Consider the following 15,351-nt stretch of genomic DNA (forward strand, 5'->3'; position numbering starts at 1 on the left):
GCTATTTCACGCTGCTTTCCAATTGGTCTTCACTAGGAACCGGCAGTGCCTCTATAATCTCCATTAATAACCTCTCTGCTCGCCCTCCTTGCTGTTGGAGACGGTTACGGAATACCAGTCTATGACTCAGCACGAAGGGTGCTAATACTTTAATATCATCTGGTAATACGTAGTCCCTCCCATGAATAGCAGCTCTCGCCTGAACGGCTCTTACCAGGGCCTGAGAGCCTCGTGGACTAACGCCGAGCACCAGATCATTATGCTGTCTGGTAGATTCGCTTATATTGACAATATATCGTAATAAATCTTCATGAATGTGAACAGCCCTGTAAGATTCTTGCATATCTACAATCTGCTCAAGGGTCACTACAGGTTGAATAGACCTTACAGTATCTCCCTGAGTAGTCGTTCGCCGAAGGATATCCAAGCTTCATCCTCATCATAAAGCGGTCCATTTGAGCTTCTGGCAGTGGAAATGTACCTTGATTATCGATCGGATTCTGAGTAGCAAGTACGATAAATGGTCTCTCTAGTTGATGCGTCTCTCCATCTACGCTTATTTGACGTTCCTCCATACATTCAAGCAGACTTGATTGAGTTCTGGGGGTCGCTCGATTAATTTCATCAGCCAACACGAAGTTGGCAAACAATGGCCCTGGGCGAAAGTTAAACTCACCTTCTTTTTGATTATAGAAATGTATCCCTGTTAAATCTGTTGGCAGTAAGTCTGGCGTAAATTGGATACGCTGAAATCTACAAGCCATAGATGCCGATAGCGTTTTTGCTAATCGTGTTTTTCCCGTACCTGGCACATCTTCCAAGAGTACATGACCCGATGCAATAAGCGCTGTTAACAGTAACTCAATCTCGTTTTCTTTACCTACAATAACACGGCCAACGTTGTGCTTGAGTTCGTTAGTTATTGCTTGGATTTGCTTTACCTCCATCTTCCCATCTCCATAGGTAACCGTTTACAATCTCTGGATACTTGTGTAGCTACTTATCCTAAATTTAGGGTTATTATACCATTCGGGAGACACTATTTCATCCACATTAACAATAGAGAACAAGGTGATACTCTCATAAATCACCAAGAATATCACGGCTTTTGATCCCATTCACTTAGCCTTTGGTAGAGAGATGACGAACTTCGTACCTTCCCCTACACTACTATCTACAGAAATAGTTCCACCGTGATTCTTAATGATTCGATAACTCACAGAGAGACCAAGTCCTGTACCACTAAGCTTTGTTGTGAAAAAAGGATCAAACAATCGAGTCAGAGTATTATGATCCATGCCCTTACCATTGTCAGAAATATGAATATCAACGTTATTTCGTTCTTCCTTCACCTCTAGCTTAATCATCCCGACGTGATAATGACCTACATCACCAATAGCATCAAGAGCATTCTTGATAAGATTGAGTATAACCTGCTTAATCTGCTTCACATCAACCAGAATATTCAAGGATAGTTGTCCCTCATCAAGAACGATCTGACAGCCCTTCAAGAGTGCTTCACTTTCTGTTAACAGGACTACTTCTTTCAGTAGGGGGATGACAGGAACGGAAATAGTCTGCGGGGCAGATGGTTTAGAAGAGTTCAAAAATTCGCATATAATGTCATTGGCTCGATCAATTTCCATTAGAATAATCCGTGTATATTCATCCTTACCCAATTGGAGTAAATGTGGCCGAAGTAACTGAATAAAACCTCGAATAGCTGTAAGAGGATTACGAATTTCATGAGCAATAGATGCTGAAATTTTACCTAACATAGCTAATTTATCATTCTGATATGCGGTCTGTTCAATTTGTTTATGTTCGGAAACATCCTTGGCACTAAGTAAAAAATCACCGTCCATTTGATCTCCATAAGTGACTGTTAATAACCAGTAACGTCCATTCTCATCACTTAATTCATGATGTCTTTTCCGATAAAAAATAGTCTCTTTATATATTCGTAGAATCTTCCGTTTATTAAAACGGCTCAACTGTGATTGGCGTAATATTTGCGTTAAACTACACCCCATAATTGAACTGCGAGAAGCGCCTAACAACCTAGCCATTTGTACATTAATAAAGGTCAACATTCCATGTCGGTTAAAGAGAATAATTCCACTGTCAAGATGCTCCAATATGTTTTCGTATTTATCTTTAACCAGCTGTGTCGATTGAAAAGTCTGAAGGGACCCCACCCTTGTTTCTTGGATTTCACTCAACACGATGTTCCTCCCTTATCTGGAATTATGATTTATACTAAGTAATGTCACCTATGTCAGAATTGAATCATCTTTACTTGTTTTTCCTAATTAATCATAGACATTCAGAATGAGCATCGTCAATCAGAGAAACTGTCGAAAAAGAGGGAAACTCAAAAAAAATCCATTTTTTACATATAATAATAAAAAAACCTCTGCAAAAGCAGAGATTTTTAATGTCACTTTATTGAGATCTGGCGAAAATTATGCTTTATGCTGCAAACGTAACCTTCTCTGGCTCATCACAGCTAGTCTTTGTTTTAGCTCTCTTTCCCACTTTTCATCCTCGATCTGCTTAGCAACTGAGAGTAAATCCAGCGCCATATCAATCTGATTCTGAACAATACTATTAGGATCCTCGGTTTCGCGATTGACCACATTTTCGAAGATTTCCTCTTCATCCTCCATGACATAGTCTTGGAAGTCCACTTCGAATGCTCCATCTCCATGGGCATATTCTGCCAGAATTTCGTATTCGTTCTCCACTTTATAATGAACCTCTACCCGGTGACAGACCGGACAAAAAAGCAGGGGAACATTATGGACTTGGGTGCGGTAATGCTTTAACGTTCCTTTCGTACCAACCATACTCGCTCCACAGCAAAAACTCATTGTAGTTCACCCTCCTCTAATATCCACCGTTATTCCTAATTTAAAATATTCGCTATAGTAACAGACAATTCCTTTTTTTCTTATTACAATGTATGTTATATATCAATTGAATTTGTCCGACTTTAAACTATTTTTATAGAATAGATGAAAAACCCCCCTCTACCAGCATTATTAGCAGGCAAGGGGGATGATATTACAATCGAAGTACTGTAAATTAATGAAATAAAGACAAGATAGAAATTATAGGTTCTTGTCGCCTGGTTTCCAGTTCATTGCACATAGTCCGCCTGATTGTAGAGCTTGAAGAACACGAATGGTTTCTTCTACACTACGACCCACATCGTTATGATTAACAACTTGATATTTCAATTCACCTTCTGGATCGATAATGAATAGACCACGAAGTGCAATACCTTCTTCTTCGATAAGAATACCGTAATCACTAGCTACCTTCTTCGTAATATCTGAAGCTAATGGGAAATTAATGTTACCTAGTCCATTATAATCTCTAGGAGTAGTTAACCATGCTTTGTGACTGTGGATAGAATCTGTGCTTGCACCCAATACTTCCGCATCTAGTGCTTTAAATTGATCATAAGCGTCACTTAGTGCTGTAATTTCAGTAGGGCATACAAATGTGAAATCCAATGGATAAAAGAAAAGCACTAACCATTTCCCTTTATAATCGGTCAAACTTACTTTACCGAAATCTTTACCATCACCCGTTACTGTCTCCATTGTGAAGTCCGGAGCTTGTCTACCTACTAAACGTTCTGCCATGCTAAATTCCTCCTTTAAAATATGTAAGAAAAACCCAAAGTTTCTCTTGTTCAGATAGTTAAGAATCACATGCGGATTCTACATTTCAAATGGTATCATTCAGTGAAATCAAAGTCAAGATTATATCTATTATTTTTTTATAATAATTATAATCAAGCTATTTTTTCATGGCCGCAACGATTAAATCGCCCATTTGGCTTGTTCCGATAGCTTTGCTCTTATCCACTGCAATATCACTTGTCCGATGACCTGCATTTAGTACATCAGATACAGCTGCCTCAATCGAATCTGCTGCATCACTATATCCAAAGGTTAAGCGGAACATAAGCGCAACTGACAATATTGTAGCAATAGGATTGGCTAGTTCTTGGCCTGCGATATCAGGTGCAGAACCATGTACCGGCTCGTATAATCCATAACTACCTTCCCCCATAGAAGCCGATGACAACATTCCAATAGAACCTGTTAGCATAGCTGCTTCATCACTCAAAATATCACCGAACATGTTCTCAGTTACGATAACATCAAAACTTGCAGGACGACGTAATAGCTGCATAGCACAGTTATCGACAAGAATGTGCTCTAGCTCAACATCTGGATATTCCGGTGCAACACGGTTTACAACTTCGCGCCATAGCCGAGAGGTTTCAAGAACGTTTGCTTTATCTACGGATGCTAACTTCTTACGACGTTTTTGTGCGATTTCAAAAGCTTGGCGGACGATACGCTCTATTTCCATAACATTGTATGCGCACGTATCTACTGCTTCTTCTCCATGTTCACCTTGACGTCTGAATTTCTCACCGAAGTAAATACCGCCTGTCAATTCACGTACGACCATCAGATCTGTACCTTCAAGAACTTCTGGTTTCAATGTAGAAGCATCCTTCAAACAATCAAATACGACAGCTGGACGAAGATTAGAGAACAATCCAAGTTCTTTACGAATACCAAGCAATCCTGTCTCTGGTCGAAGTTCTTTAGAGTTGTTGTCCCATTTAGGTCCACCAACAGCACCTAGAAGAACTGCATCAGCCTTTTTACAAATATCAAGTGTCTCTAGCGGCAATGGTGTTCCTCTCTCATCAATTGCAATCCCACCGAATAGTGCATGCTCTGTTTCAAACGAATATCCGAATAATTCCTCTGTGCGTTTCAATACTTTCTCTGCTTCTGCAACAACCTCTGGTCCAATGCCATCTCCTGAAATGACTGCTATCTTCTTAACTTCTGACATCATCATCGCTCCTTCTCTATTTAACTACACGAATTGAATTCTCCTCTTATTGTTGTAACATACTTACAATGCATTGACAAAGATATAGAATCTATGAGATTGATAGTTTAAGCCTATAAGAGCAAAAAGTTGGAACTGCTTCTCAGGATATGTCATTAACAAATAAGGCAGGCCCTATCCATGAGCTACTCATGTTGGGCCTGCCTTATTATATTTAGATCATGAAAATTTAATTACAATGTGTTACGCTTCTCAATCAATTTATTAACAGCGTCCACATAAGCACGTGCGCTAGCCTCCAAGATATCAGTGCTTAATCCACGTCCCTGTGCTGCGATATCATTCTGAGCTAGAATAACGTGTACTTCACCTAGTGCATCTTTACCTTGTGAAACTGACTTAATAGAATAATCCTCAAGTCTCACTTCTTCTTGGGTAGCTTTATCAATGGCATTGTATATAGCATCTACCGATCCATTTCCTTCAGCTTCCTCAATAATGACTTGATTCTCTTCTTTTAAGATGTGTACTTTAGCTGTGGGTACAGATTCATTACCATAAGTAACATAAATCGTCTCCAGCTTAAATACTTCCGGTGTATCAATCAGCTTCTCTTCCAATAGCGCAAGAAGATCATCATCAGATACTTCCTTCTTCTTATCAGCAAGCTCTTTGAACTTAGCAAAGGCACGATTCAATTGCTCGTCTTCTAGCTTATAACCGAGCTCATCTAGTTTCTCACGGAATGCATGCCGTCCCGAATGCTTACCAAGGACAAGTTTACTTTCCTTAAGACCAATAGATTCAGGTGTCATAATCTCATATGTTGTCTTTTCCTTCAGCATTCCATCCTGATGAATACCCGATTCATGGGCGAATGCATTAGCGCCGACAATAGCTTTGTTACCTGGAACAACCATCCCTGTTAGCTTACTGACAAGTCTACTTGTGCGGGCAATTTCAGACAATTTCAAGGATGTAGTTGCATTGAAGAATTCCTGACGCGTTGCTAAAGCCATAGCTATTTCTTCAATTGCCGTATTTCCAGCTCGCTCACCAATGCCATTGATCGTGCCTTCAATCTGATCTGCCCCATTCTGAATGGCTGCAAGCGTATTCGCAGTTGCCATTCCTAAGTCATTATGGCAATGAGCACTTAGCTGTATCTTCTCAACGTCAGGTACATTTTCCTTAACATATTTGAAGATAGCACCATACTCGGCTGGATTCAGATATCCAACTGTATCCGGAATGTTAACGACAGAAGCGCCTTCCCTTATAGCCATTCCTACCATTTCGGCCACAAAATCAAGCTCTGTGCGTCCTGCATCCTCCAGTGAAAACTCCACTTTAGAGAAATATTTCTTCGCATAACGAATCGAAGATTGTGCAGTCTCAAGTACCTGATTCTTATCCATACGTAACTTATGTTTGCGATGAATTGGAGAAGTCGCCAGAAAGATGTGAATACATGGATCTTGGGCTCCTTGCAATGCTTCGCGAACAGCCTCAATATCTTGTTCACGAGAACGTGAGAGGCCAATTACAGTCACATTCTTGACGGCCTTTGCTACAGCATTAACCGCTGCTAAATCGCCAGGCGAAGCCGCCGGAAAACCTGCTTCCATCCGGTCAATGCCTAGTTTTTCAAGTTGGTATGCAATCTCTACCTTTTCACGGGTATTTAAGTTCACGCCCGGAGATTGTTCTCCATCTCTCAGCGTAGTGTCAAAAACATAAATTTTGCGCACTACCGGCACCTCCTACAAATAATAATATGTCCATAGAAACTTCCAATGCGGCTCACGCATGTGCACGGCCGCATTGGATAAAGGTTATACTGCTTTAGCCCTCCGCCGCCTTAAAGTAAAGGCTTGACAAAAAGAAGGTAGCTTGTTGAGGATTCTAGATTATATCAAATAATTTCATCAAATATTATTTTTTATCAATCCAATGCATCATTTCACGTAGTTGTGCTCCCACAATTTCGATAGGATGATTAGCTTCATTACGACGAGTCGCTGTCATGAAGGCATTGTTAGATTGATTCTCAAGAATAAAGTCACGTGCAAATTTACCTTGTTGAATATCAGTCAATACAGCTTTCATTGCTTTCTTCGTTTCGTCTGTAACTACACGTGGACCTGTAACATAATCACCATACTCTGCTGTGTTAGAGATGGAATCACGCATGTTAGCCATACCGCCTTCATAAATCATGTCCACGATAAGTTTCATTTCATGCAAACATTCAAAGTATGCCATTTCTGGTGCATATCCTGCTTCTGTCAATGTTTCAAAACCTGCTTTAATTAGAGCTGTTACTCCACCACATAGTACAGCTTGCTCACCGAACAAATCTGTCTCTGTTTCTTCACGGAATGAAGTTTCAATAACACCTGCACGTGTACAGCCGATTCCTTTAGCATATGCAAGACCGATTTCTTTGGCATTACCTGTTGCATCTTGTTCAATTGCGATCAATCCAGGAACCCCAAAACCCTCTACATACGTACGACGAACCATGTGTCCTGGTGATTTAGGAGCAATTAATAGTACGTCTGTACCCTTAGGAGCTGTGATTTGTCCGAAATGGATGTTGAAGCCGTGAGAGAACATCAATGCTGCGCCTTCTTTAAGGTTCGGTTCAATATCATTGTGGTATACAGATGCTTGGGTTTCATCTGGCATAAGGATTTGTACCACATCTGCACGACGAGTTGCTTCAGCTACTGAAAGAACTTCAAAACCATCATTTTTAGCTTTTTCGAATGATTTACCTTCACGTAGACCAATAACAACGCTCAATCCACTATCACGTAAGTTTTGTGCTTGTGCATGACCTTGGCTACCGTAACCGATAACCGCCACTGTTTTTCCTTTCAACACGCTAAGCTCTGCATCTTTTTCATAATAAGTTGTAATTGCCATTTTGTAATTCCTCCTTTAATTTTTAAAAAAACCCTTCATAAAGAGCGGGTGTTTCAAAGGTCCTTAAACTTCTTGCTTATGAACCTCTCAAGCCCCCGCTCTTCAAGCAGGGATTATACATTTATTTCAAATACATTCACACATTACCACGAATCATAGCAGTAACCCCGGTGCGTGACAACTCACGAATACCGTATGGCTTCAACAATTCAATCATCGCGTCAATTTTAATCGTATCTCCAACCACTTGTACCATCATACTGTCACTACCAATGTCCACTACGGATGCACGGAACGTTTCAACTACACCCATAATTTCTGGTCGTTCTGATGTTTCTGATTTCACCTTGATCAAGGCTAACTCACGAGCTACCATCGGTTTATAACCTAGATTAATAACCTTAATAACGTCAATTAACTTATAGAGCTGTTTCTCAATCTGTTCTAGTGTCGTATCATCACCAATCGTGACAATGACCATGCGTGAAAGTCCAACTTCCTCGGATTGACCGACTGTAATACTTTCAATATTGAATCCTCTTCGTCCAAATAATCCCGAAACACGTTGTAACACACCTGGTTGGTCATTTACAAGGACAGCAATCGTATGTCTCATACTCATACTGATTCATCTCCCAACAACATTTGATCAATAGTCGAGCCCTGCGTAACCATTGGATAGACATTCTCGTATTTTTCAACTATGAACTCCACCACAACGGGCCCCGGGGTATCAAGTGCTTCTTGCCATACCTTACGTGCTTCTTCTTTATTACTTGCTCGAAGTCCCTTCACACCGTATGCTTCAGCCAGTTTCACGAAATCTGGACTTCCAGCAAGATCGATATGACTGTATCGAGTATCATAAATAAGCTCTTGCCATTGGCGTACCATCCCAAGCACTTGATTATTAATAATCACGACTTTAACAGGTATATTGTTAATCGCACATATGGCTAATTCCTGAGAACACATCTGAATGCCTCCATCTCCATTAATAGAGATAACCAGACGTTCCGGCTCTGCCATCTGAGCACCTATAGCGGATGGAAGACCAAAGCCCATAGTTCCAAGTCCACCTGATGTAATCCATGACCGTGGGTTATTGAACTTATAGTATTGCGCCGCCCACATTTGATGTTGTCCAACATCCGTTGTAACGATCGCTTCCCCCTTCGTTGTTTCGTTCAGCATTTCAATAACCCACTGCGGTTTCAATACTTCTTCGGAATCTTTATATCTAAAAGGTTGCTCCTGCTTCCATTGTTTAACTTGCGCTCTCCAAGCATCTGCTTTATCTGTACGCTTCACATCACCATTGATCATTTCTAGTGCCGTCTTCACATCACCTACGATGGGAATGTCTGTCGGTACATTTTTGCCTATTTCAGCAGGATCAATGTCAATATGAACAATTTTGGCTAACGGTGCAAATCCATTCAGTTTCCCTGTCACACGGTCATCGAAGCGAGCTCCGATATTAATCAACAAGTCACATTGCTGTATCGCATGATTCGAACCATAAGTTCCATGCATTCCCGGCATTCCTGTCCACAACTCATGTCCACTTGGAAATGCTCCAAGTCCCAGTAGTGTAGTCGTAATTGGAATCTCAGTTTTAGTAACGAACTCGTGAAGAGCTTCATGTGCTCCTGAGTATATAACTCCGCCACCTGCAAGAATGAATGGGCGCTCAGCTTGTTCAATAGCTGCGACTAGCTTATCTAACTGTAATTTATTAGGCACGGTTCGCGGGTTATATCCACGAAGATTAATGGATTCACCTGGTTGGAACAACGTTTTAGCTGCAGATACATCTTTAGGGATATCGATTAGGACTGGTCCTTTACGACCCGTTGATGCGATATGAAAAGCTTCATGGATGACTCTTGGTAAATCCTCAACATCTCTTACCAAGTAACTATGTTTCGTGATTGGCATTGTAATACCTGTAATATCAGCCTCTTGGAATGCATCTGTCCCAATTAGGGTCGTTGCAACGTTACCTGTAATAACTACCATGGGTACGGAGTCCATGTATGCAGTAGCAATACCCGTAACTAAATTCGTTGCCCCAGGTCCAGAAGTAGCAATACATACTCCAACTTTCCCACTTGCTCGCGCATATCCATCCGCGGCGTGGATGGCCCCTTGCTCATGTCGTGTCAATACATGTTTGAAATCATCGAATCCATACATCGCATCATAAATGTAAAGTACGGCACCACCAGGGTAACCAAAAACACATTCAACACCCTCCAATAGAAGACTGCGGAGCAATATTTCCGAGCCACTAATGACTTCCGGCTTCATCCATTTCTCACGTAATTGTTCTGTCGACTGTTTTGCAGGAATTTGCTCACTCATTAGTCATCCTCCTCTCAAAATTACATCCATGTAACATGAATCTAAAACAAAAAACCTTCCATCCTTCACAACAGACTTCTCTCTGTGTGAGGGACGAAAGGTTGTTTCTTCCGTGGTACCACCCATGTTTGCTCTGCATTTCGCAACACAAAGCCTTATCAGGTATAACTTCTTATACCTATGGCCTGTAACGTGGACCATTCGATTCTCCCTAATAAGCAAGATTGCTTTTCAGGAGAACAGCTCCGAGGTGAGCTCGTATAAAAGGGATTCTGGTGGAGGTTTCAGCAAATCCTCTCACTCTCTGAACAAAAGAGCCCTTATAACTTCGTCCTCTTCATTGCCGATGCATATATATTCGTTAAAATGTTACAAACATTATATGATTCATCGACCACTATAGTCAATACCCTTATTTATTATTAAAAAAATGAATCTCTAACCTGACTCTTTCATACCCAAATATGAGCACACCGTTTGCTTTTTCAAACATATGATGGATTAAATTTATCTACAGGCTAAGAAGGGAGGAACAAACGGTATGATTCGCTACCGAAGACCTAAACAGGATGATGCTGTCATTATGCATTTGATTGAAACAGAGCTTGTCCCTCTATCAAGTATGACTCCCAAACAGCTCGATGAGATTAAAAAAGAAATGCCCAAAAGATTGAGTCAAGGGGTCACTTTAGTCGCCTCCTCTTGTTATGAGGGAGATGCTATAGGTTTCGTCCACTTCATGTTACATGGCGATTTATTATATATTGATATGTTGGCCGTTGCACCCGCCGCGAAGCGTAAACGTTGGGGAATTTTACTTATGATTCAAGCAGAGCGCTTTGCGAAATCCCGCGGATGCAAACGATCCAAACTAATGGTGGATACAGTAAATTCAAGCGGTCTCGTCTTTTATTCTAAGTTAGGCTATTCTACTATCCGCTTACACAGCAGTAGTCAATCCTATGAACTCGAGAAATTTCTTTAATATTTAAATTTAAAAGAAAAATGGATTATAACCACCGTATCCATATCCTGGTCCTACACCTGGTGCTCCAACTGGTCCTGCATAAGGAGTACCATATCCGTACCCAGCATAAGGAGCCGTACCGATCGCTAATAAATCGAACAAGACTAACGGGATGATCGCTTTAGTCTGTACCTTTTTACCAACATTTCGTTGTAAGATAAGACGGTTCCCTGAAATACGTACCAGTTTACCAGTTACAAAGCTACCATTTTTTCTAGTGGCTACAATATTTTTTCCTATCAGCTTTTTAACTTCTGTCTTACTCACATGACTTTTCATGTAATCCCTCCTCTCATCCGTTTCATCACAGTCTATTCCAGTAAATCATGAATCGCTTGTTCCATAGCCCTTAAGTGGACCAACTAACCAAATATAATCTATCGGTTCAGGCAAAATATTCACTCATAAAAAAAGCCACATTCCCTAATAGGAATGCAGCTTGAGAGCTATAAATACTTTCTTCTAGCGTTTCTTCGTCATCCATAGATGACTTTTTGAACAACCTCTTATATCTTTATCGTTTACCCGGATCGTAAGGTTCACCTAATGCAGATGGAGCAGAGGATCTTCCTACTGCAGCTACAAGTACAATAATCGTTAACACATACGGTAGCATATAGATAAATTCTTGTGGAACATTTTGCGACCAATCGAACAGACGCACATAGTTACCGATCGCTTGAGAGAATCCAAAGAATACAGCCGCACCAAAAGCACCCAATGGATTCCATTTCCCGAAAATTACTGCAGCTATGGCAATAAATCCTTGGCCTGAAATCGTGTTATGAGTAAAGACACTCGTCGTTGTTAACGTCACTGTAGCTCCACCTAGAGCAGCTAATGCACCACTCATCATAACGCCAATATAGCGCATCCGGTTTACCTTAACACCTACAGTATCTGCAGCACTCGGGTGCTCACCTACTGCGCGCAAACGCATACCGAATGGGGTTTTGAACAGTACGTAATACGAAATAATAACAACTGCGACCGCAATATAGGTTGTTGGATAATGGTGAAAGAAAATCTCACCAATTAAAGGTATCTCTGACAAACCGAAGAAATCGGATTTAATAAATACTTCTGTCAATCGAGTTGTTTCTCCCTCACCATTGAACAGAAGTCTAACCATATAGAGTGTACTCCCTGCAGCCAGAAAGTTAATGACTACTCCACTAACTACTTGATCAGCTTTAAATGTTATAGAAGCTACTGCATGGATAAGGGATGCAATAATCCCTAGCACTATAGCTGCTAAGAGACCGATATATGGAGATGCAGCACCCATTCCAGCACCTTCAGCATAGAAAGTTGCTACCGCAGCGGCAAAAGCTCCAAAGGTCATTAATCCCTCGATACCGATATTAACAACACCAGAACGTTCCGAGAAGACTCCTCCCATAGACGCAAAGATAAGCGCAGTCGAAAAAACGAGTGCCGTGTTGATCAATTGGCCGAGCGTTGTTATCCAATCCATTTACAACACCTTCTCTTTCTTGCGTTTGAGATAGATAGGTTTAAGCACCAACCGTACAATTCCTTGTGCGGCAATAAAGAAAATGATGGAACCTATTACAATTCGGATAAGCTCTGGAGGAACTCCAGCACCGAAACTCATGCCATCCGATCCGTAGGTCAACGTTCCAAACAAACCAGCACCGAGTAATATACCGAAGGGATGGCTCATCCCAATTAGAGATACCGCTATTCCGTCAAATCCTACTCCTGGACTACCTGACATGATGGTTTGGTAATGGAAGACACCCAAGACTTGAAAGGCACCTCCAAGACCTGCAAACACACCACTAACAAACATAGCTTTGACAATATTGCGACTCACATTCATCCCTGCATATTCTGCTGCATTCGGATTCTGTCCAACCGCTCTAAGCTCATAGCCTTGTTTGCTCTTCCACATATACACATAAAAGAAAACGGCAGCTAGTACTGCAAGCCCTGTTCCTAAGTGCATACGTGCATCACTAAACATGACAGACAACCAGTCCATAGATATAGATGCTGTAGGTTGTATATCCATTGATCTTTGTTGACCTTTTAGAAGCATGAAATTATTAACCATATAGTTCCCTAAGTAAAGCGCTGTCCAGTTCAACATAATACAGACAATAACCTCATTCACACCACGCTTGGCTTTTAGATACCCAGCAATACCTGCCCACAATCCTCCACATATACCACCTACAATAATAGCAAGTGGGGCATGAATTAGGGTTGGAAGACCCGTAACTTTGATACCAATAAAAGAAGCAGCTGTCATTCCTACTATATACTGACCTTCTGCACCAATATTGAATAGACCAGCACGAGCAGCAAAACCAACAGCAAGACCCGTCATAATAAGCGGTGTGATCTCACGAATGGTCTCTCCAAAATCATAGCTACTTCCAAAAACGGATGTTAGCAATGAACTATAAGCTACAATCGGATCATAACCACCTAATAGCATAATTAGTGCTCCGACAATAAGACCGAATATAACAGCAACTATAGGAATAATCAGGCTATCTAGGGTGAAAAATTTGAGTATTTTATTCATGTCCCTTACCTCCTGACGTCGTGCTACCAGACATCATTAAGCCTAGTTGCTGATCATTGGTCTCTTCCGGCAATACCTCACCGACAATTCGCCCCTCATAGATGACTAATATTCGATCCGATACATTCATAATCTCATCTAGTTCAAAAGATATAAGCAGTACAGCTTTACCTTGATCACGTTGAGCTATGAGCTGTTGCTGTACAAATTCAATAGCACCTACATCCAAGCCACGCGTAGGTTGAGCCGCAATAAGCAATTCTGGATTTTTATCTATTTCCCGGGCTATAATCGCCTTTTGCTGATTTCCTCCAGATAAGGACCTAGCTTTCGTCTCAGTACTCGGTGTTCTTACATCAAATTGTTTAATTAATCGTTCAGCTTGCTCTGTAATCGCTTGCTGATTTAGGAAACCATGTTTATTGTAAGGAGCCTTATAATACGTTTCTAGCACCATATTGTCACCTACAGAGAAATCAAGAACTAGTCCATGCTTATGTCGATCCTCAGGAATATGAGAGACACCGCTTTCTGTAATCTGACGCGGCTTCCCATTCGTAATTTCAGTACCCATCATCGTAATTGTTCCACTATCCGCTTTTTTGAGTCCTGTCAAAGCTTCAATTAGCTCGCTTTGACCGTTGCCATCAACACCAGCTATACCTAATATTTCTCCAGCCTTTACTTCCATAGTAAGGCCATTTAGAACAGAAATATTATCTTTATTCTTCAGCTTTAAATCCTTAACTGTAAGAACAGGTTCGCCCGGAGACGCAGGCTTCTTATCAACCTTGAATGAAACACTACGGCCGACCATTAATTCGGCTAGTATATTAGGATTCGTATCCACAGTCTTTACTGAATCGATTACTTTACCACGTCGGATAATGGTCACTGTATCAGAAATTTGCATAATTTCTTTCAACTTATGAGTAATCAGAATAATTGATTTTCCTTCATCTACCAAACGTCTCATAATAATCATTAGTTCGGTGATTTCTTGAGGTGTTAATACAGCAGTAGGCTCGTCAAAAATAAGGATATCCGCTCCACGATAAAGCGTCTTCAATATTTCTACACGTTGTTGCATTCCTACTGAAATATCCTGAATCTTCGCATTCGGGTTTACTTTTAGCCCGTACTGATCAGAGAGCTTTTTAATCTTAGCTACCGCTGTTTTGTAATCAACATGAACACCAAGCTTCTTCGGCTCTTTCCCAAGAATAATATTCTCAGTGACTGTAAAGGGTTGGACTAGCTTGAAATGCTGATGCACCATCCCGATTCCTATAGCAATTGCCTTATTGGGGCTATCAATGACTACAGGTTCACCATTTAATTCAATACTTCCTTCATCAGGCTGGTACAGTCCAAATAAAATATTCATTAAAGTGGATTTCCCCGCGCCATTCTCTCCTAGGAGTGCATGTATCTCTCCCTTATGCAATTTTAAGCTAATGGAGTCGTTGGCGACAATGCCAGGAAAACGTTTCGTAATTTGCTTCAACTCAACGACAGGGATTGCTGCATCCATGAGATCACCCTTATTCCTTATTTTCATTTACAAGCTAACACGTAA

At 40.9% G+C, this 15,351-nt stretch carries 13 protein-coding genes and 1 pseudogene; 1 reads left to right on the plus strand and 13 read right to left on the minus strand.

Annotated features, from left to right (window positions below; translation table 11 throughout):
* Position 1: 1 nt before the first annotated feature.
* The 9 genes and pseudogenes from UB51_RS29780 to ilvB all read right to left on the minus strand — a co-directional run bounded on the left by UB51_RS29780 (position 2) and on the right by ilvB (position 10,188).
* Positions 2-947, minus strand: a pseudogene (locus UB51_RS29780) (AAA family ATPase).
* 171 nt (positions 948-1,118) lie between these two features.
* A complete protein-coding gene (locus tag UB51_RS15815; protein WP_044878132.1) occupies positions 1,119-2,225 on the minus strand; it encodes an ATP-binding protein in 1,107 nt (368 codons plus the stop codon).
* Between the two features lie 240 nt (positions 2,226-2,465).
* The gene (locus tag UB51_RS15820; RefSeq protein ID WP_044878133.1) at positions 2,466-2,873 is read right to left on the minus strand and encodes a hypothetical protein; all 408 of its coding nucleotides are present in this window, start codon (positions 2,871-2,873) and stop codon (positions 2,466-2,468) included.
* A gap of 240 nt (positions 2,874-3,113) precedes the next feature.
* Positions 3,114-3,653: a peroxiredoxin gene (locus tag UB51_RS15825; RefSeq protein WP_044878134.1), complete on the minus strand. Its 540-nt coding sequence runs from the start codon at positions 3,651-3,653 to the stop codon at positions 3,114-3,116.
* 157 nt (positions 3,654-3,810) lie between these two features.
* Positions 3,811-4,890, minus strand: coding sequence for a 3-isopropylmalate dehydrogenase (gene leuB, locus UB51_RS15830; RefSeq protein ID WP_044878135.1), 1,080 nt, complete (start codon positions 4,888-4,890; stop codon positions 3,811-3,813).
* A gap of 233 nt (positions 4,891-5,123) precedes the next feature.
* Positions 5,124-6,641 (minus strand): 2-isopropylmalate synthase, encoded by a 1,518-nt coding sequence (locus UB51_RS15835; protein ID WP_044878136.1) that lies wholly within the window; start codon positions 6,639-6,641, stop codon positions 5,124-5,126.
* A gap of 184 nt (positions 6,642-6,825) precedes the next feature.
* Complete coding sequence (gene ilvC / locus UB51_RS15840) at positions 6,826-7,821, minus strand: ketol-acid reductoisomerase (protein ID WP_044878137.1); 996 nt, start codon at positions 7,819-7,821, stop codon at positions 6,826-6,828.
* Between the two features lie 136 nt (positions 7,822-7,957).
* On the minus strand, positions 7,958-8,443 hold the full coding sequence (gene ilvN, locus UB51_RS15845; RefSeq protein WP_044878138.1) for an acetolactate synthase small subunit: 486 nt from the start codon (positions 8,441-8,443) through the stop codon (positions 7,958-7,960).
* The gene (ilvB, locus tag UB51_RS15850) at positions 8,440-10,188 is read right to left on the minus strand and encodes a biosynthetic-type acetolactate synthase large subunit (protein WP_044878139.1); all 1,749 of its coding nucleotides are present in this window, start codon (positions 10,186-10,188) and stop codon (positions 8,440-8,442) included. The genes ilvN and ilvB overlap by 4 nt, the downstream gene beginning before the upstream one ends.
* A gap of 541 nt (positions 10,189-10,729) precedes the next feature.
* Here ilvB and UB51_RS15860 point away from each other — a divergent pair.
* Positions 10,730-11,173 (plus strand): GNAT family N-acetyltransferase, encoded by a 444-nt coding sequence (locus UB51_RS15860; protein WP_044878141.1) that lies wholly within the window; start codon positions 10,730-10,732, stop codon positions 11,171-11,173.
* 9 nt (positions 11,174-11,182) lie between these two features.
* Here UB51_RS15860 and UB51_RS15865 read toward each other — a convergent pair whose 3' ends face one another.
* From UB51_RS15865 to UB51_RS15880, 4 genes are all read right to left on the minus strand, one after another.
* Entirely contained in the window at positions 11,183-11,494 is a 312-nt protein-coding gene (locus UB51_RS15865) for a hypothetical protein (protein ID WP_044878142.1), read from the minus strand.
* 235 nt (positions 11,495-11,729) lie between these two features.
* Complete coding sequence (locus UB51_RS15870; RefSeq protein ID WP_044878143.1) at positions 11,730-12,692, minus strand: ABC transporter permease; 963 nt, start codon at positions 12,690-12,692, stop codon at positions 11,730-11,732.
* A complete protein-coding gene (locus UB51_RS15875; RefSeq protein WP_044878144.1) occupies positions 12,693-13,772 on the minus strand; it encodes an ABC transporter permease in 1,080 nt (359 codons plus the stop codon). It abuts the gene before it with no gap.
* Complete coding sequence (locus UB51_RS15880; RefSeq protein ID WP_044878145.1) at positions 13,765-15,306, minus strand: ABC transporter ATP-binding protein; 1,542 nt, start codon at positions 15,304-15,306, stop codon at positions 13,765-13,767. Before UB51_RS15880 ends, UB51_RS15875 begins: the two co-directional genes overlap by 8 nt.
* Between the last annotated feature and the right edge of the window lie 45 nt (positions 15,307-15,351).

It is taken from the genome of Paenibacillus sp. IHBB 10380 (assembly GCF_000949425.1).
Lineage (GTDB): Bacteria > Bacillota > Bacilli > Paenibacillales > Paenibacillaceae > Paenibacillus_AQ.